Genomic DNA, 19890 nt, shown 5'->3' with positions numbered 1-19890 from the left:
TTGCAGATGCAAAACCTGCCCACTCACTGGATTGAACCCGATTGGCCGACCCACACCCGCGTGCGTGCGCTCATGACCAGCCGCCAGGGTGGGGTGTCTGCCGCGCCCTGGGACAGCATGAACCTAGGAGGCCATGTGGGCGACCGGGCTGCCGATGTGCAGACCAACCGCGAGCGCCTGGCGGCGCAGATCGGGCAGCGGCCCGTGTTTTTGCAACAAGTGCATGGGGTGATCAGTGTGCAATTGGAAGCGGCCACGCCCGATGGCCCGGTGGCCGATGCTTGCTGGAGCCACGATTCGGGCGTGGCCTGCACCATCATGGTGGCCGACTGCTTGCCGGTTTTGCTGGCCGATGCCGCCGGGCGGTGGGTGGCAGCAGCGCACGCGGGCTGGCGTGGGCTGGCGGGGCCGGGGGTGTCCTCCCCCTCAAAAGGGCTCGGCGTGCTGGAGTGCCTGTACGCCGACATTCAGCGTGCGGGGGGCGATGTGTCGGATGTGATGGCGTGGCTCGGGCCCTGCATTGGGCCGCAAGCGTTTGAAGTGGGGACCGAAGTGCGGGCTGCTTTCGACGATGACTCGCCCGAAGTGCAGGCGCTGTTCCAGCCCGCTGCCCAAGGCAAATTCATGGCCGATTTGGCGGGTTTGGCCCGTTTGCGTTTGCAGGCCTTGGGCGTCACACGCGTTTTTGGCAACAACAGCAGCCTGCCTTGGTGCACGGTCTCAAATTCCGCGCTCTTCTTTTCCCACCGCAGGGACAGCCGCAGCCTCGGGCAAAGCGGCCGCATGGCGGCCTGCATCTGGCTGGACCGCTGAGTCGGTCTGAATTGAAACGGCCTCCTGTCTGTCTTGTTGTTCCTGTTGACGAATGGCCTTGCGCCGCAGGGGTGTGCCCATCAGGTACACCACCAAGGCCATGGGCAACAAGCCGTAGAACACAAAGGTGATGATGGCCCCCAGCACACTGCCTTGGGTACTAAAAGCTTCAGCCAGGGCCATGAGCAGGGTGACATAGAGCCAGGCGATCACGATCAGATACATAAATTTTTGGCCCTTGTAATTTAGGTGACAACAAACTGAAAGATACTCGGAACAAGGGATTTGAGAAAAACAATGGATTCAGGAGACAAACAATGAGCACTTCCGCGCCGGATTTTTGGGCCCAAATGGGCGAGGGTTTTCAGCAAAACTTGAGCAAGAGCTGGGGTCAGGCCATGCAGCATTTTCAAACCATCGATCTCGGTGGCTTGAAACCTTCAGCCGATGCGGCCGTGCCGCAACTCAAATTTTCACCTGAAAAGCTGCAAAGCCTACAAGGCCAGTACTTCAAAGACGCCTCTGAATTGTGGAATCAGGGCTTGCAAAACAGCTTGCAAGTCAAAGACCGGCGTTTTTCGGGCGAGGCCTGGGCCTCTAACCCGATGGCGGCTTTCAATGCCGCGACCTATTTGCTCAATGCCCGCACCCTGATGGGCCTGGCCGATGCGGTCGATGCCGATGAAAAAACTCGCACCCGCATCCGCTTTGCCATTGAGCAGTGGGTGGCCGCATCAGCGCCCAGCAATTTTTTAGCCTTCAACGCCGAGGCCCAAAAGAAAGCGATTGAGACAAAAGGTGAAAGCCTGGCCAAGGGCATCCAGAACCTGATGCACGACATGCAGCAAGGCCACGTCTCGATGACCGACGAGAGCCTGTTTGAAGTGGGCAAAAACGTGGCCACCACCGAAGGTGCAGTGGTTTTCGAGAACGAATTTTTCCAGCTGATCGAATACAAGCCGCTCACCGCCAAAGTCTACGAAAAACCGTTTTTGCTGGTGCCCCCTTGCATCAACAAGTTCTACATCCTCGATCTGCAGCCCGAAAACTCGCTGATTCGCTATGCGGTCAGCCAAGGCCACCGCACTTTTGTGGTGAGCTGGCGCAACCCTGACGAGTCCATGGCCCAAAAGACCTGGGACGACTACATCGAGCACGCCGCCATCGAGGCCATCCACACGGTGCAGGCCATCACCGGTGCACCCAAGATCAACGCCCTGGGTTTTTGTGTGGGCGGCACCATTTTGTCCACCGCCCTGGCCGTGTTGGCGGCGCGTGGCGACAAGCCGGTGGCCAGCGCCACCTTCCTCACCACACTGATCAACTTCACCGACACCGGCATTCTGGACGTGTTCATCGACGAGAACTTCGTCAAGTTCCGTGAACAGCAAATGGGCCAAGGTGGTTTGCTCAAGGGCCAGGACCTGGCCTCCACCTTCAGCTTTTTGCGCCCGAACGACCTGGTCTGGAACTATGTGGTGGGCAACTACCTCAAAGGCGAGACACCGCCGCCATTTGACTTGCTCTACTGGAACAGTGATTCGACCAACTTGCCCGGGCCCTTTTACGCTTGGTACCTGCGCAACACCTACCTCGAAAACAACCTCGTCCAACCCGGCAAAGTCACCGTGTGCGGCGAGCCCATCGATCTGGGCAAGGTCGACATGCCGGTCTACATCTACGGCTCACGCGAAGACCACATCGTGCCGATTGGCGGGGCTTATGCCAGCACGCAAGTGCTGCCGGGCAAAAAGCGTTTTGTGATGGGGGCCTCGGGTCACATTGCGGGCGTGATCAACCCGCCCGCGGCCAAAAAGCGCAGCCATTGGCTGAGCGAGGGCACCAAGTTCCCAGCCGATGTGAACGACTGGATCGCCAGCGCCAAAGAGGTGCCGGGCAGCTGGTGGACCGATTGGTCGGATTGGCTCAAGGGCCATGCGGGCAAGCAAATTGCCGCGCCCAAGACCTACGGCAAAGGCACCAAATTCAAAGCCATCGAAGCGGCCCCCGGTCGCTACGTCAAAGCCAAGGCCTGATTCGTTTTTTTATTGGAGACAAACATGGAAGACATCGTCATCGTTGCAGCCGCACGCACCGCCGTGGGCAAATTTGGCGGCTCACTCGCCAAAACCCCGGCCACCGAGCTGGGCAGCATCGTCATCAAGGGTTTGCTCGAACGCAGCGGCTTGCCGGTCGACGCCATCGGTGAAGTCATCATGGGCCAGGTGCTGGCTGCTGGCGTGGGCCAAAACCCTGCCCGCCAAGCCATGATGAAAGCCGGTGTGGCGAAAGAAACCCCAGCGCTGACCATCAACGCCGTGTGCGGCTCGGGCCTCAAGGCCGTGATGCTGGCCGCACAAGCCGTGGCCTGGGGTGACAGCGAAATCGTGATTGCCGGTGGCCAGGAAAACATGAGCGCCAGTCCACATGTCTTGAATGGCAGCCGCGACGGCCAGCGCATGGGCGACTGGAAAATGACCGACACCATGATCGTGGACGGCCTGTGGGACGTGTACAACCAGTACCACATGGGCATCACCGCCGAAAACGTGGCCAAGGCCCACGGCATCACCCGTGACATGCAAGACGCCCTGGCCGCAGGCAGCCAGCGCAAAGCCGCTGCCGCGCAAGACGCGGGCAAGTTCAAGGACGAAATCGTCGACGTGTTGATCCCTCAGCGCAAGGGCGATCCGCTGGTGTTCAACACCGACGAGTTCATCAACAAGAAAACCACGGTGGACGTGTTGGCGGGTTTGCGCCCAGCCTTTGACAAGGCCGGCAGCGTGACCGCAGGCAACGCCTCGGGCATCAACGACGGCGCAGCCGCCGTGATGGTCATGTCAGCCAAGAAGGCTGCCGCCCTGGGCCTCAAGCCCCTGGCCCGCATTGCCGCTTTTGGCACCAGTGGCCTGGACCCGGCCACCATGGGCATGGGCCCCGTGCCTGCGTCCCAAAAGGCACTGGCCCGCGCCGGCTGGAAAGTCCAGGACGTGGACCTGTTCGAACTCAACGAAGCCTTTGCCGCACAAGCCTGCGCCGTGAACCAGGCGCTCGACATCGATCCGGCCAAGGTCAACGTCAACGGTGGCGCGATCGCGATTGGCCACCCCATCGGCGCGTCAGGTTGCCGCATTTTGGTGACCCTGCTGCACGAAATGCAGCGCACCCAAGCCAACAAAGGCTTGGCCGCGCTGTGCATTGGCGGCGGCATGGGCGTGTCGCTGGCCATCGAACGCGTTTAACCCAACCCCGCTGCTCAAACTGAGTGAATCGGCGCACTGTCCAGTTGTATAAGGGCAGCCGATCATGCGGGTTTGAGCGGTTTTCCACGATCTCACCACACTCATAACCAGGAGACAATCATGAGTCAAAAAGTAGCGTACGTCACAGGCGGCATGGGCGGCATCGGGACCGCGATCTGCCAGCGCCTTCACCAAGAAGGCTTCAAGGTCATCGCAGGTTGCGGCCCGACCCGTGACTTCAACAAATGGCTGGACGAGCAAAAGGCGCTGGGCTTCACCTTCTACGCCTCGGTGGGCAACGTGGGTGACTGGGATTCCACGGTGGAAGCCTTCACCAAGGCCAAAGCCGAGCACGGCCCGATCGACGTTTTGGTCAACAACGCCGGCATCACCAAGGACCGCATGTTCCTGAAGATGACGCGTGAAGACTGGCAAGCCGTGATGAACACCAACCTGGACTCCATGTTCAACGTGACCAAGCAAGTGGTTGCCGACATGGTTGAAAAAGGCTGGGGCCGCATCATCAACATCAGCTCGGTCAACGGCGAAAAAGGCCAGGCCGGTCAGACCAACTACTCGGCTGCCAAAGCCGGTATGCACGGTTTCTCGATGGCCTTGGCTCAAGAGCTGGCCACCAAAGGCGTCACGGTCAACACCGTGAGCCCTGGCTACATCGGCACCGATATGGTCAACGCCATCCGTCCCGACGTGTTGGAAAAGATCGTGGCCACCGTGCCAGTTAAGCGCTTGGGCAAGCCCAGCGAGATCGCGTCCATCATCGCCTGGATGGCCAGCGAAGATGGTGGCTACACCACCGGTGCTGACTTCGCCGTCAACGGCGGTTTGCACATGGGCTGATGCGCAAGCAGTACCCACAAAAAAACCCGCCTCGGCGGGTTTTTTGCGTCTGCAGGGCCGCTTTAACCCGCTTGTTTGCCCGTGCTCACCATTTGCATGGCCGAGGCGATCAGGCCCGACACCTCGGTCATGTTGCCCGGCACGATCAGCGTGGTCTTGGCGTCTTGCGCCACCTTGGCGTAGGCCTGTACTGCTTGCTCGGCCACCTTGAGCTGCACGGCTTGTTCGCCCCCGGGCTGACGGATGGCGGTGGCAATCCGCTCAATCGCTTGGGCCGTGGCATTGGCCATTTCGGTGATGGCGGCCGCATCGCCCTGGGCTTTGTTGATGGCGGCTTGTTTTTCGCCCTCTGAGCGGGCAATGAAGGCCTCGCGCTCGCCCGTGGCGATGTTGATCTGCTCCTGGCGGCGGCCTTCGGAGGCGGCGATCAGCGCGCGCTTTTCTCGCTCGGCCGTGATTTGCGACTGCATGGCCAGCAAGATTTCTTTGGGCGGTGTCAGGTCCTTGATCTCGTAACGCAGCACCTTCACGCCCCAGTTGAGCGCCGCTTCGTCGATGGCGGCCACCACCTGCGCATTGATGATGTCGCGCTCTTCAAAGGTCTTGTCCAGTTCCAGCTTGCCGATCACGCTGCGCAAGCTGGTTTGCGCCAATTGGGTCACGGCCACGATGTAGTTGGACGATCCGTAACTGGCCAGCTTGGGGTCAGTGACTTGAAAGTACAAAATGCCATCGACCTGCAGCTGCGTGTTGTCACGCGTGATACAAATCTGGCTGGGCACGTCGAGCGGAATTTCTTTCAGGCTGTGTTTCTGGATCACGTTGTCCACAAACGGCACCACAAAGTTCAGACCCGGGGCCAGGCTGGCGTGGAATTTGCCCAGCCTTTCGACCACCCAGGCCTCTTGTTGGGGCACGACCTTGACGGTCTTGACGATGAACAGGATCGCGATGATCACGAGGACGGCTGCGACTTCCATAGTTTTTCTCCCTTTTCGGTGTTGCGAGCGGTGTGCTCAGATTTTCTCGAGGACCAGGCGGTTGCCCGCCATGGCCTGAATGCGGTAAACGCCCGGCGTGGCGGTTTGGCCTGGGGCCAGCACCGCGGTCCAAGAAGCGCCCCGGTGTTTGACTTGAGCGGTGCCTTGGGCATCCCAGGCATCGACCTGCACCGTGGCGCCCAGGTCCAGATGTTGGTCCTGGGCTTCTTGGGGCGTGGTGGTCTGGCGTTTGCGCCATTGGCCCAGCAGCACAGCCCCCAAGCCGCCGACGATGGCCGCAGCCACCAGTTGGGTGCTCAGGCCATAACCGGCCAACGCTGCCAGCGCCGCCGCCACAGACCCCAGGCTCAGCATCAGCAGGTAAAAAGTACCCGTCACCAACTCCAGTGCCACCAGCACGCCGGTCAGCACCCACCACATCGTTGCATTGCTCATTTCGCCTCCTTCAGCTTGTCCCCCGTATTGTCGGGCTTGAATTTCTGTCTTTATACGCCGACCACCCAGCGCCGGGGCCAAGTCCGCCACAAGCCAAGGATAATCAGCCCCCATGCATTTCCCCGAACCCCAACGCTGGCGCTTGTCGGTCGCCCCCATGATGGATTGGACTGACCGGCATTGCCGGTTTTTCCACCGCCTGCTGACCCGCCACACCTTGCTCTACACCGAGATGGTGACCACCGGTGCACTGCGCCACGGCAGTGTGCAGCGGCACCTGCGCTTCAACGCCGAAGAGCACCCCGTGGCCCTGCAACTGGGCGGCAGCGACGCCGCCGATTTGGCCCACGCCGCCAAGTTGGGGCAGGAGTGGGGCTACGACGAGATCAACCTCAACTGCGGCTGCCCCAGTGACCGTGTGCAGCGCGGTGCATTTGGTGCTTGCCTGATGAACGAGCCGCGCACCGTGGCCGATGGCGTGAAAGCCATGCTCGATGTGGTGGATGTGCCGGTCACGGTGAAGCACCGCATCGGCATTGACCGCATCGAAAGCTACGACTTTGTGCGCGACTTTGTGGGCACGGTGAGCGATGCCGGTTGCAAAGTCTTCATCGTGCACGCCCGCAATGCCTGGCTCGATGGCCTCTCTCCAAAGGAAAACCGCGAGATTCCGCCGCTGCGTTACGAGCTGGCCTACCAACTCAAAAAAGACTTTCCGGGGCTGCTGATCGCCGTGAACGGCGGCATCAAGACCAACGAAGAAATTGCCCTGCATTTGCAGCACGCCGATGGTGTGATGGTCGGGCGCGAGGCGTACTACAACCCTTGGCTGTTGGGCAGCTGGGACGGCGCGTTTTATGGCGATGCCCACGAAGTGCCCAGCCGGGAAGCGGTCGAAGAGGCCATGGTGACCTATATGGAACGCGCATTTGCCGAAGACGGCTGCCCTTGGTATGCGATCGCGCGGCACATGTTGGGCCTGTACCACGGGCAGCGCGGCGGGCGTTTGTGGCGGCAGGTCTGGAGCGACCACAAACTCAAGCCCTTGCCCCCGCGTGAGGTCTGGGCTTTGGCCCGTGCGGCACTGGCGCGCGGCGCGGTGGTGACCGACTGAGGGGCTTTTTGGCAAGCGCCTGGATAGACGGTCATCTCTCATCCGGAATCCAGTCGTAGATTCGATGGCAAGATGGTGCACTCTGCTTATTCACCATTTGAGCCGATCCGATGTACATCCCTGCCCATTTCCTCATCAAGAATCCGCAAGACATCCACACCATCATCCGGGAGCACCCGCTCGGAGCCCTGGTCACGCTGGGGCCCGACGGGCTCGATGCCAACCACATTCCCTTTGAGTTTGACGCCAGTCAGGGGGCGCATGGGTTGTTGACAGCGCATGTTGCGCGCGCCAACCCGGTGTGGCAGCAATGCCAGGACGGTGCAGATGTGCTGGTGATTTTTCGAGGCAACGAGAGCTACATCTCGCCCAACTGGTATCCGAGCAAACACGAAACCCACAGGCAGGTGCCCACCTGGAACTACGAAGTTGTGCATGTCCATGGTCGGCTGACGGTGATGGACGAGGAAAAGTTCGTCCGTGGCGTTGTGGCGCGGCTGACCCGTGAACATGAGGCTTCCGAGCCTCGGCCCTGGAAAATGGGCGATTCGCCGCCCGAATACATTGCCCAAATGCTCAAGGCGGTGGTTGGCATTCAGGTGGAGATCCAGCGCATCGAGGCCAAGGCCAAGCTCAGCCAAAACCGTGAGGCGCGGGATCGCCTGAACGCCGCCGACACCCTGCTGACCAAGGGCGCGGAAGCTTTGGGCAAAGCGATGCGGGAGGCGGGCTGATCTTCCGTCAAAGACCCAGACTGTTGAGGCCTGGTGGACGTTGATCGCTTATTGAGCGGCCTGCAGGCCGTTCATGAAGTGCGCGGACATGCGCTCGGCCGCCTGCTCAGGCTGGCGTTCGATCAGGGCCTGCACGATGGCCCTGTGCTCGGCCAGGGACTGCTCAATGCGGCCCTCTTTGAACAGTGAACTGTGGCGGTTGAGCTTCATCACCTTGCGCAGGTCGGCCACCATTTGGTCGCGCCAGCGGTTGTCGGCCAACTCCAGCAGCAGCATGTGAAAGGCTTCGTTGATTTCGAAAAAGCGGTCCCGGTCGTGGGTGGCTTTTTCCAGGTCCGCGTGCAAAGCGCTGATCTGCTCCATCTGCTCGGTGCTGGCGTTTTGCGCCACCACGCGGGCCGCGTCCGATTCGAGCAAGGCCAGCAGGTGGTAGACGTCGCGCAGGTCTTTCTCACTCACTTCGGTCACATAAGCGCCCCGGCGCACCTTCATGGTCACCAGGCCTTCGGCCGCCAGCACCTTCAGCGCTTCGCGCAAAGGCGTGCGGCTGATGCCCAGAGCCTCGGCAATGCGCAGCTCGTCGATCCAGCTGCCTGGCTCCAGTTCGCGCGCAAAAATCCGCTGCCGCAACAGTTCGGCAACTTCTTCGTACAGGGCACGGGGGGCGAGGGACAGGGCGGACATGGGCTGTTTTAGAGGGGATGCTGTTCGGGCTTGGCCGAACGGTATGTCAGGCGTTTCAGATGCTGAATTGTAAGCCGGTTAAAATATTCTGCATCAATAATTATGAATCACGGTACTTGTAAGCCGGTAGGCAGCCCCGGGCTGCCAAAATCCGTCTCAGCCATTTTTGTCCCGAAAGCACAGCGCCATGACATCCAAATCCTTTGAATTCAACGCTTCCAACCTGGAAGCCTGGCAAAAAGCAGCGGTCAAATCCGCCCCCGGTGGCGATGTGAACGCCCTGAACTGGAAGACGCCCGACGGCATCGTCGTCAAGCCCCTCTACACCGCCGAAGACACGGCCAACTTGCCCTACGCCAACACGCTGCCAGGCTTTGAGCCCTTCTTGCGCGGCCCGCAGGCCACCATGTACGCCGTGCGCCCCTGGACGATCCGCCAGTACGCAGGCTTCTCCACCGCCGAAGAATCCAACGCCTTTTACCGCAAGGCCCTGGCAGCGGGCGGGCAGGGCGTGTCGGTGGCGTTTGACCTGGCCACGCACCGTGGTTACGACTCCGACCACCCCCGCGTGACGGGCGACGTGGGCAAAGCCGGTGTGGCCATTGATTCCGTCGAGGACATGAAGATCTTGTTTGACCAGATTCCGCTGGACAAGGTCAGTGTGTCCATGACCATGAACGGTGCAGTGTTGCCCGTGCTGGCCGGTTATGTGGTGGCGGCCGAAGAGCAGGGCGTCTCGCAAGACAAACTGAGTGGAACGATTCAGAACGACATTCTGAAAGAGTTCATGGTGCGCAACACCTACATCTACCCGCCCGAGCCCTCGATGAAGATCATCGGCGACATCATCGAGTACACGGCCAAGAACATGCCCAAGTTCAACTCGATCTCGATCTCGGGTTACCACATGCAAGAGGCCGGAGCCAACCAAGCGCTCGAGATGGCCTTCACCTTGGCCGACGGCAAAGAGTACGTGAAGACCGCGATTGCCAAGGGCATGGACGTGGACGAGTTCGCTGGCCGCCTGAGCTTCTTCTGGGCAGTGGGCATGAACTTCTATCTGGAAATCGCCAAGATGCGTGCCGCCCGTTTGCTGTGGTGCCGCATCATGAAGGGCTTCGACGCCAAGAACCCCAAGAGCCTGATGCTGCGCACGCACAGCCAGACCTCGGGCTGGTCGCTCACCGAGCAAGACCCCTACAACAACGTGGTGCGCACCACCATCGAGGCCATGGCGGCCGTGTTCGGCGGCACGCAGTCGCTGCACACCAATTCGTTTGACGAGGCGATTGCCTTGCCCACCGAATTCAGCTCTCGCATCGCGCGCAACACGCAGCTCATCATCCAGGAAGAGACCCACATCACCAACGTGATCGACCCTTGGGCGGGTTCTTACATGATGGAGAGCCTGACGCAAGAGATGGCCGACAAGGCTTGGGCGATCATCGAAGAAGTCGAAGCCATGGGTGGCATGACCAAGGCCGTGGGCAGTGGTTGGGCCAAGCTCAAGATCGAAGCAGCGGCGGCTGAAAAGCAGGCGCGCATCGATTCCGGCAAAGACGTCATCGTGGGCGTGAACAAATACAAGCTGGCCAAAGAAGACCCGATCGAGACGCTGTCGATCGACAACGTTCGTGTGCGCGACGGCCAGATCGAACGCCTCAAAGCCATCCGTGCCACCCGCGACAGCGCCAAGGTGCAGGCCGCGTTGGACGCGCTGAGCGCCGCTGCCGAATCGGGTCAAGGCAACTTGCTTGACCTGTCCATCCAAGCCGTGCGCCTGCGCGCCACGGTAGGCGAGGTGTCGGACGCGCTGGAAAAAGCCTTTGGTCGCCACCGCGCCGACACCCAAAAGGTCACGGGCGTCTACGCTGCGGCTTATGACGACGGCGAAAACGTGGGAGACACCATGGAATACTGGAACCAGCTCAAGGCCGACATCGCCGCCTTTGCCGACGCGCAAGGTCGCCGCCCCCGCGTGATGATCTCCAAACTCGGCCAGGACGGCCACGACCGGGGCGCCAAAGTGGTCGCCACCGCGTTTGCCGACCTGGGTTTTGACGTGGACATGGGCCCGCTGTTCCAGACCCCCGAAGAGTGCGCCCGCCAGGCCATTGAAAACGACGTGCACGCCGTGGGCGTTTCGACACTCGCTGCAGGACACAAAACATTGGTGCCCGCCATCATTGCCGAACTCAAGAAACAAGGCGCCGACGACATCATCGTGTTCGTGGGCGGCGTGATCCCGCGCCAGGACTACGACATGCTCTACGAAGCCGGCGTCAAAGGCATCTACGGCCCCGGCACCCCGATCCCGGTCAGCGCCAAGGATGTGCTTGAGCAGATCAAGAAGGCTTTGGATTGATGCTGGCGGATGCCCTGAAACGGTATTGACCACAGATTCCATCGGTTCTCCATGCTGTACTCCGTTCAACTTGAACCCTTGATCGAAACTGAGCTGGAACAGGCCGCTCGTCGTTTAGGCGTGAGCCCGTCTCAGTTCATCGTTTCGGCGGTGGAGCAGGCTTTGGCGCAAGCCAAAGAAGACGGCTTGCCGTTTCAGCCATCACGGCACGGGGAAGTTTTGCCAGAAAGCATGGAGCACCTGTCGGCGACCAAGTTGGCCATCCGTTCCAAGCTCAAGGCCCAGCGCGTATCAAACCAAGACGATTGGCTGGCCTATCAAGAGGCCCAAAAACAAGGACGCCAGTTGGAGCCCACAGCGTCACCACAAGCGGTTGGTGATTTTCAAAATGGTAGGTATGATTTGGTATCTACCAAAAAAGGGTCGGCACCATGATCACAGACACCGCCAAAATTTTCACCACAGGCCGCAGCCAAGCGGTGCGCCTGCCCAAAGCCTATCGCTTTGACACCGCCGAGGTGTTCATTGAGAAGGTGGGCAACACCGTCATTCTTCGCCCCAAAAAGGACGAACCGGGCGAGTGGGGTACGCGCTTGCAAGCCATTTTGAGCGGCTGGGATGGCATGCCTGAAGAAATCGAGCGCGAGCACACGTTGCCACCGGACGACATCGAAAGCCTCGACTGATGTCTTCCCTGTACATGCTCGACACCAACATGGTGATCTACATCCAGCGTGGCGTGCCCAATGTCTTGGCGCGCCTGAACGAACTGGGGTCTGACCGTGTGGTGTTGTCCGCACTTGTTGCCGCCGAGTTGGCTTATGGCGTGGAAAAAAGCGATCAAAAAGCGCGCAACCGCAAGGTGCTGGAATTGTTCCTGAGCGAAGTGCGCGTCTTGCCCTGGACGCAAGACGCCATGTGGCACTTCGCCCGCCAACAACACGCGCTGCGCTCAACTGGCAAAAGCATTGGTGAGTTGGACTTGTTGATTGGCTGTCACGCCTTGGCTTTGGATGCCGTTTGTGTGACCAACAACACGCGGGAGTTTGAGCGGATTGAGGGCTTGAAGTTGGAGAACTGGGTGTTATGAGTCAAGTCACGAATTCATGGGACTCGCTGACGCCCAGTGAGATACGCAATCACCAACGTGCATACGTTTTGTTAGGTAACGATTTACTCAAGATATTTGAGTACGTTGAGCCTGTGCAAGCGAATGCAGCTTGTTTTGGTCATCAAATTTATCAATTGTTTTTACGTGTGTGTACGGAGTTTGAGTCAGTTTGTAAGTTGGCTTGCCGGAGACTTGATTTTCAAGTTAGAAGGTCTAGGGAGGGTAGGGAGCTTGATTGGAAAATTGACGACTATGCCCAGCTCAACAAACAATTTGGTTGCTGCTTGCATGACGGCTGCTCGACGGCTTCCAGTAGCCCCAAATTGTCCGACTACAAATTTTATTTTCATGACTGGGGAGTAAGTGAAACTCCTATTTTCCCGTTGGAGAGTTTTGAAAATGGGCAAGACCCCAGCCCGATTTTTTACAAGAGCTACAACGCGGTAAAACATGATCGTGAAAAAGAATTTATACAAGCGAATCTGGCTAACCTGATGAATTCATTTGCAGCTCTGGTCGCGGTTCTAGATTGGCAAGGCATCAGTGTTGACTCCCACATCGTTGCAGATTGCACAGGCGAAACAGTCATTGGGGCTCGTTTTGGATACTTTCGCAGTTGCGATAGTCAAGAGTTAACTGCGAGGGTCAATTTTTGAATAAGACGCCTGATCAGTTGTTGCAAGGTTTGCTGCACGGCCCTGCGCCTGCCCAACGCCGCGCCATGGCCAAAGCCATCACGCTGCTCGAATCCACCCGCACCGACCACCGCGCTCAGGCCGACGAGTTGCTCACGGCCATGCTGCCGCACACCGGCAACTCGTTCCGGTTGGGCATCAGCGGTGTGCCCGGCGTGGGCAAGTCCACTTTCATCGAGGCGCTCGGCCTGTACCTGATCGGTCAAGGCCACCGCGTGGCGGTGCTGGCGGTGGACCCGTCGAGCACCGTGTCGGGCGGCTCGATTCTGGGCGACAAGACCCGCATGGAGTTGCTCAGCGTGCACGAGCGCGCTTACATCCGCCCCAGCCCCAGCAGCGGCACTTTGGGTGGCGTGGCCGAAAAAACCCGCGAGTCCATGTTGGTTTGCGAAGCGGCGGGTTATGACGTGGTGATTGTGGAAACCGTGGGCGTGGGCCAGTCCGAGACGGCGGTGGCCAACATGACCGACATGTTTGTGCTGATGCAGCTGCCCAATGCGGGCGACGATTTGCAGGCCATCAAAAAAGGCGTGATGGAAATCGCCGATTTGGTGGTCATCAACAAGGCCGACATTGATGCCATCGCCGCCACCCGCGCCGAGTTGCAGATCACCAGCGCCTTGCAGCTCTTGGGCATGCACGGCGGATCGGGCCATGCGCATGCCGACACCACGCAGTGGCACCCCAAGGTGGTGCAGCTGAGCGCTTTGCTCGGCCAAGGCGTGGACAGCTTTTGGGCGGCGGTCAGCGAGTTCCGAAGCCTGCAAACGGCCAATGGCCGACTGACCTTGCGCCGCCAGCAACAAGCCCTGTCGTGGATGTGGGAGCGCATCGACGCCGGGCTCAAACACAATTTTCGGGCGCAGCCGCGTGTGCAAACGCTGCTGCCCCAACTCAGCCAACAAGTCGCGGCGGGCCAGCTCGCCGCGTCTACTGCGGCCCGTCAACTGCTCAGTGCTTACCAGGCGCAGAGCGAAACCCCATCTTCCTGAAGAAAAGAGAGAACCACCATGCAAGACATCCTTGAACAACTGGAAAAAAAGCGCGCTGCGGCCCGCTTGGGCGGCGGGCAAAAGCGCATCGACGCGCAGCACGCCAAAGGCAAGCTCACTGCGCGTGAGCGCATCGAAGTGCTGCTCGACGAAGGCACCTTCGAAGAGTGGGACATGTTCGTGGAGCACCGCTGCACCGACTTTGGCATGCAAGACAACAAGATTCCCGGCGACGGCGTGGTGACGGGCTACGGCATGATCAATGGCCGCTTGGTCTTTGTCTTCAGCCAGGACTTCACGGTGTACGGCGGCGCTTTGTCGGAGACACACGCCGAGAAGATCTGCAAGATCATGGACCAGGCCATGAAGGTCGGTGCGCCGGTGATTGGCCTGAACGATTCGGGCGGTGCGCGTATTCAAGAAGGCGTGGCGTCTTTGGGTGGTTATGCCGACGTGTTCCAGCGCAACGTGATGGCCAGCGGCGTGGTGCCGCAGATCAGCATGATCATGGGCCCTTCAGCAGGCGGTGCGGTTTACTCGCCTGCTTTGACCGACTTCATCTTCATGGTCAAGGACACGTCTTACATGTTCGTGACCGGCCCTGAAGTGGTCAAGACCGTGACGCATGAAGAAGTCACAGCCGAAGAGTTGGGTGGCGCGCTGACCCACACCACCAAGAGCGGTGTGGCCGACATGGCGTTTGAAAACGACGTGGAAGCTTTGCTGATGCTGCGCCGTCTGTACAACTACCTGCCGCTGAATAACCGCGAAAAAGCGCCTGTGCGCCCCAGCGGTGACCCATCGAGCCGCCTGGACATGAGCCTGGACACCTTGGTGCCCGAGAACCCCAACAAGGCCTATGACATGAAGGAACTCATCGTCAAGACCGTGGACGAGGGTGACTTTTTCGAGCTGCAACCCGACTACGCCAAGAATATCCTGATTGGCTTTGCCCGCATGGAAGGCCAGACGGTAGGCATCGTGGCCAACCAGCCTTTGGTGCTGGCCGGATGTCTGGACATCAAGAGCTCCATCAAAGCCGCCCGCTTTGTGCGTTTTTGCGATGCGTTCAACATCCCCGTCATCACTTTCGTCGACGTGCCCGGTTTCATGCCCGGCACCAGCCAGGAGTTCGGCGGCATCATCAAGCACGGCGCGAAGCTGCTGTACGCGTACGCCGAATGCACCGTGCCGAAAATCACCGTCATCACACGCAAGGCCTATGGCGGTGCGTACGACGTGATGGCCTCCAAGCACCTGCGCGGCGACGTGAATTTTGCCTGGCCCAATGCCGAAATCGCGGTCATGGGTGCCAAGGGCGCGGTGGAAATCATCTTCCGTGAAGACAAGGGCGACCCCGAAAAGCTGGCCGCCAAAGAAGCCGAATACAAAGCCCGTTTTGCCAACCCCTTTGTGGCAGGCGCACGCGGCTTCATCGACGACGTGATCCAGCCGCACGAAACCCGCAAGCGCATCTGCCGCTCGCTGGTCATGCTCAAGGACAAAAAGATCGAGAACCCCTGGCGCAAGCACGGGAACATTCCACTGTGATTGCCAAGGAGAAGAACAAGATGTTTACCAAAATCCTGATTGCCAACCGCGGCGAAATCGCTTGCCGCGTCATCGCCACCGCCCACAAGATGGGCATCCAAACTGTGGCCGTTTATTCCGAAGCCGACAAAGAAGCCCGCCATGTGCAGCTGGCCGATGAGGCTGTGTTGATTGGCCCAGCCGCGTCGCGTGAGTCGTACCTGGTCGCTGACAAAATCATCGCCGCCGCCAAAGCCACGGGTGCACAAGCCATTCACCCCGGCTATGGTTTTCTGAGCGAGAACGCCGAGTTCTCCAAGCGCTGCGAAGACGAAGGCATTGCCTTCATCGGCCCACGCCACTTTTCGATTGCCGCCATGGGCGACAAAATCGAATCCAAAAAGCTGGCGGGCGCTGCGGGCGTGAACTGCATTCCCGGCGTGAACGACGCGATTGAGACCGCTGAAAAAGCGGTCGAAATCGCCAAGGGCATTGGCTACCCGGTCATGATCAAGGCGTCAGCCGGCGGCGGCGGCAAAGGTCTGCGTGTGGCGTTCAACGACAAAGAAGCTTTTGAAGGCTTCACCTCTTGCCGCAACGAAGCACGCAACAGCTTTGGCGATGACCGCGTGTTCATCGAAAAGTTTGTCGAAGAACCCCGCCACATCGAAATCCAGGTGCTGGGCGACAGCCACGGCAATGTGATTTATTTGAACGAGCGCGAGTGCTCGATCCAGCGCCGCCACCAAAAGGTGATCGAAGAGGCACCTTCGCCGTTCATCTCTGACGCCACCCGCAAAGCCATGGGCGAGCAAGCCGTGCAACTGGCCAAGGCAGTGAAATACCAGTCGGCCGGTACGGTGGAGTTTGTGGTCGGTAAAGACCAGAGCTTTTACTTCTTGGAGATGAACACCCGCTTGCAGGTGGAGCACCCCGTGACCGAAGCCATCACCGGGCTCGATTTGGTCGAGATGATGATCCGCGTGGCCGCTGGCGAGAAATTGCCGATCGAGCAAAAAGACGTGCAGCGCAACGGCTGGTCCATCGAGTGCCGCATCAACGCCGAAGACCCGTTCCGCAACTTTTTGCCTTCTACCGGCCGACTGGTGCGTTTCCAGACGCCTCGCCAAACCATGTTCCAGGGCAACACCACCGACCTGTATGGCGTGCGCGTGGACACGGGTGTGCAAGATGGCGGCGAGATCCCGATGTTTTACGACTCGATGATCGCCAAGCTGATCGTGCACGGCAAAGACCGCAACGACGCGATCGCCAAAATGCGCGAAGCCTTGAATGGTTTTGTGATCCGTGGCATCAGCTCCAACATCCCCTTCCAGGCCGCTTTGCTGGCGCACCCGCGTTTTGTGTCGGGCGACTTCAACACCGGCTTCATTGCCGAGCAGTACAGCAAAGGCTTCCGCGCCGAAGACGTGCCGCATGACGACCATGACTTTCTGGCCGCACTGGCCGCCTTTGTGCGCCGCAAGTCACGCCAGCGTGCCGCCAACCTCAGCGGCCAGCTGCCCGGTTACGACGTCAAGGTGGGCCAAGACTACGCCGTGGTCGAATTGGGCCAAGGCGGCAACAACCGCTATGTGCAAGTCCATGTTGACGAGTTCATTGGTCAACCTGGTGTGGCGCAGATCACCGTGGATGGCAAGACCTACGCGATTGAGAGCCAGTCCCGCCTGAACGACATCCGCATCGAAGGCACTTGCAACGGCAAGCCCTTCACAGCGCAAGTCGAGCGCGGCACCTTGAAGAACCCGCTGGCCCTGCAAGTGCAGCACAACGGCACCCGCATCGAGGCGCTGGTGATGTCACCGCGCATGGCCGAGCTGCACAAGCTCATGCCCTTCAAAGCCCCGCCGGACCTGAGCCGCTTTGTGCTCTCGCCCATGCCCGGCTTGTTGGTGGACGTGTCGGTGCAACCAGGCCAGAAGGTGCAGGCCGGCGAGCGTGTGGCCGTCATCGAAGCCATGAAGATGGAAAACGTGCTCTTCGCCGCACAAGACGGTGTGGTGAAGAAGGTGGTGGCTGCCAAAGGTGAATCGCTCACTGTGGACCAGATGATTGTGGAGTTCGAATAAATGACGCGCCCCTTCAAAGTGCTGGGCGTCCAGCAAATCGCCATCGGCGGGCCTGACAAACTGCGCCTGCAAAAGCTCTGGGTCGACATGTTGGGCCTGGAGGTGACCGGCACCTTCAAAAGCGAACGCGAAAACGTGGACGAAGACATCTGCGCCATCGGCTCCGGCCCCTTCAAGGTCGAGGTCGATTTGATGCAGCCGCTGGACCCTGAGAAAAAGCCCGCCGTGCACACCACGCCGCTCAACCACATCGGCTTGTGGATCGACGATCTGCCAGTCGCGGTCGAGTGGCTAACGGCCCAAGGTGTGCGCTTTGCGCCGGGCGGCATTCGCAAGGGCGCTGCCGGCTTTGATATCACGTTTTTGCACCCCAAGGCGAACGACGAGTTCCCGATTGGCGGTGAGGGCGTGTTGATCGAGTTGGTGCAGGCACCGCCCGAAGTGGTCAAGGCCTTTGCGGCGTTGGCGACCCACGCACATTGAGTGGTGTGGGGCCTGAAGGTCCGGCCTGCAGCACTTTGCAGGTCGGTGGCTTCAGCCCCGACAAGCTTCTTCAAAAGCCCGTCAGGCTCCGGTCTGACGGGCTTTTGCTTTGGCCAGTGCCGCTTCGATGATGGCGCGTTTGCGGTCCACTTCGGGGGCCTTGTCGGTGCCCTTGGTGTGGGCAGGCAAGTCGGCCAAGGTGTGCTCAGCCTCGGTGATCAGCCGGGCTTGGTGGGCGGCCGCCTCATGCGCCAGACGTTTTTGACGTGACGCGTAACGTGTGAGGGCTGTCTGAGCGTCTTGCGCGGACCAAGCGGCCCAGCCTGTGCGCGTGTCCGTCACGTTTTCCAGCGCAATGCAATCGACTGGGCATACCGGAATGCACAGCTCGCAGCCCGTGCACCAAGGCTCGATCACGGTGTGCATGAGTTTGTTGGCCCCCAAAATCGCATCGGTCGGGCAAGCTTTGATGCACAACGTGCAGCCAATGCACCAGGCCTCGTCGATGATGGCCACATGGCGTGGGCCTTCGGTGCCGTGTTCCGGGTTGAGGGGTAAAACGGCTTGGCCGGAGATGGCAGCCAGCCGTTCAATGCCCGTTTGCCCGCCCGGTGGGCATTGGTTGATGGGCGCTTGCCCCTCGGCCATGGCTTGGGCGTAGCTGGCGCAGTCCGGATAGCCGCAACGCGTGCACTGCGTTTGGGGCAGGGCATTGTTCAGGGCAAGAAAAAGCGCCTGGGTCTCAGGCGCTTGGCTGCTCAAGGCGGGCATGGACCTCAGGCCTTTTTCTTGGCATCCACCCAAGTGGTTTTAACGGCCGTGTTGGGCACGGCTTTGGCCGCGCTCTTGGCCACCGCTTTGCTTGGAGTTTTGGCAGCGGGTTTGGCGCTGGGTTTGGCCACAGTGGCTTTCACAGCAGGCTGGGCACTGGCTTTGGCGGCTGTTTTCACGGACGTTGCCACAGGTGTTTTGGCAGCCGTTTTCACAGGCGCTTGGGTTGCAGGCTTTGCTGCTGGGCTGACGGCCACAGGGGCAGCCACAGCTGCCGACTTGGCCACGGGTTGAACTGCAGCCGCCACACTGGGCTTGGCCGCGGCCGCTGGGGCCTTGGCTTGGGGGGCGTGGTTCAGGATGAACTTGACCAGTTGCGGGTAGACAATGTCGCGCCAGCGGCGGCCGCTGAAGATGCCGTAGTGGCCCGCGCCTTGGACTTCGAGGTGCTGACGCTCGCTGGCGGGCACACCACTGCACAGGTCTTGCGCTGCACGGGTCTGGCCGGAGCCGGAGATGTCGTCCAGCTCGCCTTCCACGGTCATCAGAGCCGTGCCCTTGATGTCTTGCGGGCGCACGCGCTCGATCTTGCCGTCCACACCCTTGACGTCCCAGGTGCCGTTGACCAGCTTGAAGTCCTGGAAGACGGTGGCGATGGTTTCCAGGTAGTAGTCGGCGTCCATGTCGAGCACCGCGTTGTACTCGTCATAGAACTTGCGGTGGGCTTCGGCGCTGGCGTCGTCACCCTTGATCAGGTCCTTGAAATAGTCGTAGTGGCTGGTGGCGTGGCGGTCGGGGTTCATGGCCACAAAGCCGGTGTACTGCAAGAAGCCCGGGTACACGCGGCGGCCTGCGCCTGGGAAGGTGGGCGGTACGCGGTAGATCACGTTGTTTTCGAACCACTCGAAGCTCTTGTTGGTGGCCAGGTTGTTCACCGAGGTGGGCGACTTGCGCGCATCGATGGGGCCGCCC

The 19890-nt window shown here is 60.1% G+C and carries 20 protein-coding genes and 1 pseudogene; 15 read left to right on the top strand and 6 right to left on the bottom strand.

From position 1 onward, the window contains the following. Nucleotides 1-6 precede the first annotated feature (6 nt). A complete protein-coding gene (pgeF, locus tag QZ190_RS05875) occupies nt 7-813 on the top strand; it encodes a peptidoglycan editing factor PgeF (RefSeq protein WP_291914640.1) in 807 nt (268 codons plus the stop codon). Here pgeF and QZ190_RS05870 read toward each other — a convergent pair. After that, nucleotides 721-1038 carry a hypothetical protein gene (locus QZ190_RS05870; RefSeq protein WP_291914637.1) on the bottom strand — a complete coding sequence of 106 codons (318 nt, stop codon included), beginning with the start codon at nt 1036-1038 and terminating at the stop codon, nt 721-723. The genes pgeF and QZ190_RS05870 overlap by 93 nt on opposite strands. A 92-nt stretch (nt 1039-1130) precedes the next feature. Between QZ190_RS05870 and QZ190_RS05865 the strand changes: the two genes are divergently transcribed. The 3 genes from QZ190_RS05865 to phbB all read left to right on the top strand — a co-directional run bounded on the left by QZ190_RS05865 (nt 1131) and on the right by phbB (nt 4913). After that, the gene (locus QZ190_RS05865) at nt 1131-2849 is read left to right on the top strand and encodes a class I poly(R)-hydroxyalkanoic acid synthase (RefSeq protein ID WP_291914635.1); all 1719 of its coding nucleotides are present in this window, start codon (nt 1131-1133) and stop codon (nt 2847-2849) included. Between the two features lie 24 nt (nt 2850-2873). After that, the gene (locus QZ190_RS05860; RefSeq protein ID WP_291914632.1) at nt 2874-4055 is read left to right on the top strand and encodes an acetyl-CoA C-acetyltransferase; all 1182 of its coding nucleotides are present in this window, start codon (nt 2874-2876) and stop codon (nt 4053-4055) included. A gap of 120 nt (nt 4056-4175) precedes the next feature. Continuing rightward, nucleotides 4176-4913 (top strand): acetoacetyl-CoA reductase, encoded by a 738-nt coding sequence (gene phbB / locus QZ190_RS05855; RefSeq protein ID WP_291914630.1) that lies wholly within the window; start codon nt 4176-4178, stop codon nt 4911-4913. A 62-nt stretch (nt 4914-4975) separates the two neighbouring features. Here the strand turns inward: phbB and QZ190_RS05850 are convergent, their stop codons facing one another. Next, entirely contained in the window at nt 4976-5893 is a 918-nt protein-coding gene (locus QZ190_RS05850; RefSeq protein ID WP_090139254.1) for a stomatin-like protein, read from the bottom strand. Between the two features lie 36 nt (nt 5894-5929). Then, the gene (locus QZ190_RS05845; RefSeq protein WP_090139255.1) at nt 5930-6349 is read right to left on the bottom strand and encodes an NfeD family protein; all 420 of its coding nucleotides are present in this window, start codon (nt 6347-6349) and stop codon (nt 5930-5932) included. A gap of 112 nt (nt 6350-6461) precedes the next feature. Here QZ190_RS05845 and dusA point away from each other — a divergent pair, with 112 nt between their 5' ends. Both dusA and QZ190_RS05835 read left to right on the top strand, forming a co-directional pair. Then, a complete protein-coding gene (dusA, locus tag QZ190_RS05840) occupies nt 6462-7463 on the top strand; it encodes a tRNA dihydrouridine(20/20a) synthase DusA (protein WP_291914625.1) in 1002 nt (333 codons plus the stop codon). 110 nt (nt 7464-7573) lie between these two features. After that, nucleotides 7574-8197 (top strand): FMN-binding negative transcriptional regulator, encoded by a 624-nt coding sequence (locus QZ190_RS05835; protein WP_291914623.1) that lies wholly within the window; start codon nt 7574-7576, stop codon nt 8195-8197. A gap of 48 nt (nt 8198-8245) precedes the next feature. On the opposite strand, the gene QZ190_RS05830 is transcribed toward QZ190_RS05835, so the two are convergent. After that, nucleotides 8246-8881 carry a GntR family transcriptional regulator gene (locus tag QZ190_RS05830; RefSeq protein WP_291914621.1) on the bottom strand — a complete coding sequence of 212 codons (636 nt, stop codon included), beginning with the start codon at nt 8879-8881 and terminating at the stop codon, nt 8246-8248. A gap of 187 nt (nt 8882-9068) precedes the next feature. Between QZ190_RS05830 and scpA the strand changes: the two genes are divergently transcribed. Genes scpA through QZ190_RS05785 form a run of 9 tightly spaced genes read left to right on the top strand, consistent with a single transcriptional unit; the run spans nt 9069 to nt 18147 of the window. Continuing rightward, nucleotides 9069-11246, top strand: a complete 2178-nt coding sequence (gene scpA / locus QZ190_RS05825) for a methylmalonyl-CoA mutase (protein WP_291914619.1) — start codon at nt 9069-9071, stop codon at nt 11244-11246. A gap of 51 nt (nt 11247-11297) precedes the next feature. Further along, nucleotides 11298-11681 carry a hypothetical protein gene (locus QZ190_RS05820; protein WP_291914618.1) on the top strand — a complete coding sequence of 128 codons (384 nt, stop codon included), beginning with the start codon at nt 11298-11300 and terminating at the stop codon, nt 11679-11681. After that, nucleotides 11678-11932 carry an AbrB/MazE/SpoVT family DNA-binding domain-containing protein gene (locus tag QZ190_RS05815; protein ID WP_291914616.1) on the top strand — a complete coding sequence of 85 codons (255 nt, stop codon included), beginning with the start codon at nt 11678-11680 and terminating at the stop codon, nt 11930-11932. The genes QZ190_RS05820 and QZ190_RS05815 overlap by 4 nt, the downstream gene beginning before the upstream one ends. After that, nucleotides 11932-12336, top strand: coding sequence for a type II toxin-antitoxin system VapC family toxin (locus tag QZ190_RS05810; RefSeq protein ID WP_291914614.1), 405 nt, complete (start codon nt 11932-11934; stop codon nt 12334-12336). Before QZ190_RS05815 ends, QZ190_RS05810 begins: the two co-directional genes overlap by 1 nt. Further along, nucleotides 12333-13013, top strand: coding sequence for a hypothetical protein (locus QZ190_RS05805; RefSeq protein ID WP_291914612.1), 681 nt, complete (start codon nt 12333-12335; stop codon nt 13011-13013). Before QZ190_RS05810 ends, QZ190_RS05805 begins: the two co-directional genes overlap by 4 nt. Then, nucleotides 13010-14044 carry a methylmalonyl Co-A mutase-associated GTPase MeaB gene (gene meaB / locus QZ190_RS05800; protein WP_291914610.1) on the top strand — a complete coding sequence of 345 codons (1035 nt, stop codon included), beginning with the start codon at nt 13010-13012 and terminating at the stop codon, nt 14042-14044. Before QZ190_RS05805 ends, meaB begins: the two co-directional genes overlap by 4 nt. A gap of 18 nt (nt 14045-14062) precedes the next feature. After that, nucleotides 14063-15595, top strand: a complete 1533-nt coding sequence (locus QZ190_RS05795) for an acyl-CoA carboxylase subunit beta (RefSeq protein ID WP_291914609.1) — start codon at nt 14063-14065, stop codon at nt 15593-15595. 20 nt (nt 15596-15615) lie between these two features. Further along, on the top strand, nt 15616-17664 hold the full coding sequence (locus tag QZ190_RS05790; protein ID WP_291914607.1) for an acetyl/propionyl/methylcrotonyl-CoA carboxylase subunit alpha: 2049 nt from the start codon (nt 15616-15618) through the stop codon (nt 17662-17664). After that, nucleotides 17665-18147, top strand: coding sequence for a VOC family protein (locus QZ190_RS05785; RefSeq protein ID WP_291914605.1), 483 nt, complete (start codon nt 17665-17667; stop codon nt 18145-18147). A gap of 81 nt (nt 18148-18228) precedes the next feature. On the opposite strand, the gene rsxB is transcribed toward QZ190_RS05785, so the two are convergent. Together rsxB and QZ190_RS05775 are read right to left on the bottom strand one after the other, a co-directional pair. Then, on the bottom strand, nt 18229-18918 hold the full coding sequence (gene rsxB / locus QZ190_RS05780; RefSeq protein WP_291914603.1) for an electron transport complex subunit RsxB: 690 nt from the start codon (nt 18916-18918) through the stop codon (nt 18229-18231). Between the two features lie 5 nt (nt 18919-18923). Next, a pseudogene (locus QZ190_RS05775) lies at nt 18924-19890 on the bottom strand (polyhydroxyalkanoate depolymerase); the annotation flags it as partial.

Origin of the sequence: Limnohabitans sp. (genome assembly GCF_017848645.1) — a bacterium.
GTDB lineage: Bacteria > Pseudomonadota > Gammaproteobacteria > Burkholderiales > Burkholderiaceae_C > Limnohabitans_A.
This window is presented reverse-complemented; position numbering and strand designations above follow the sequence as displayed.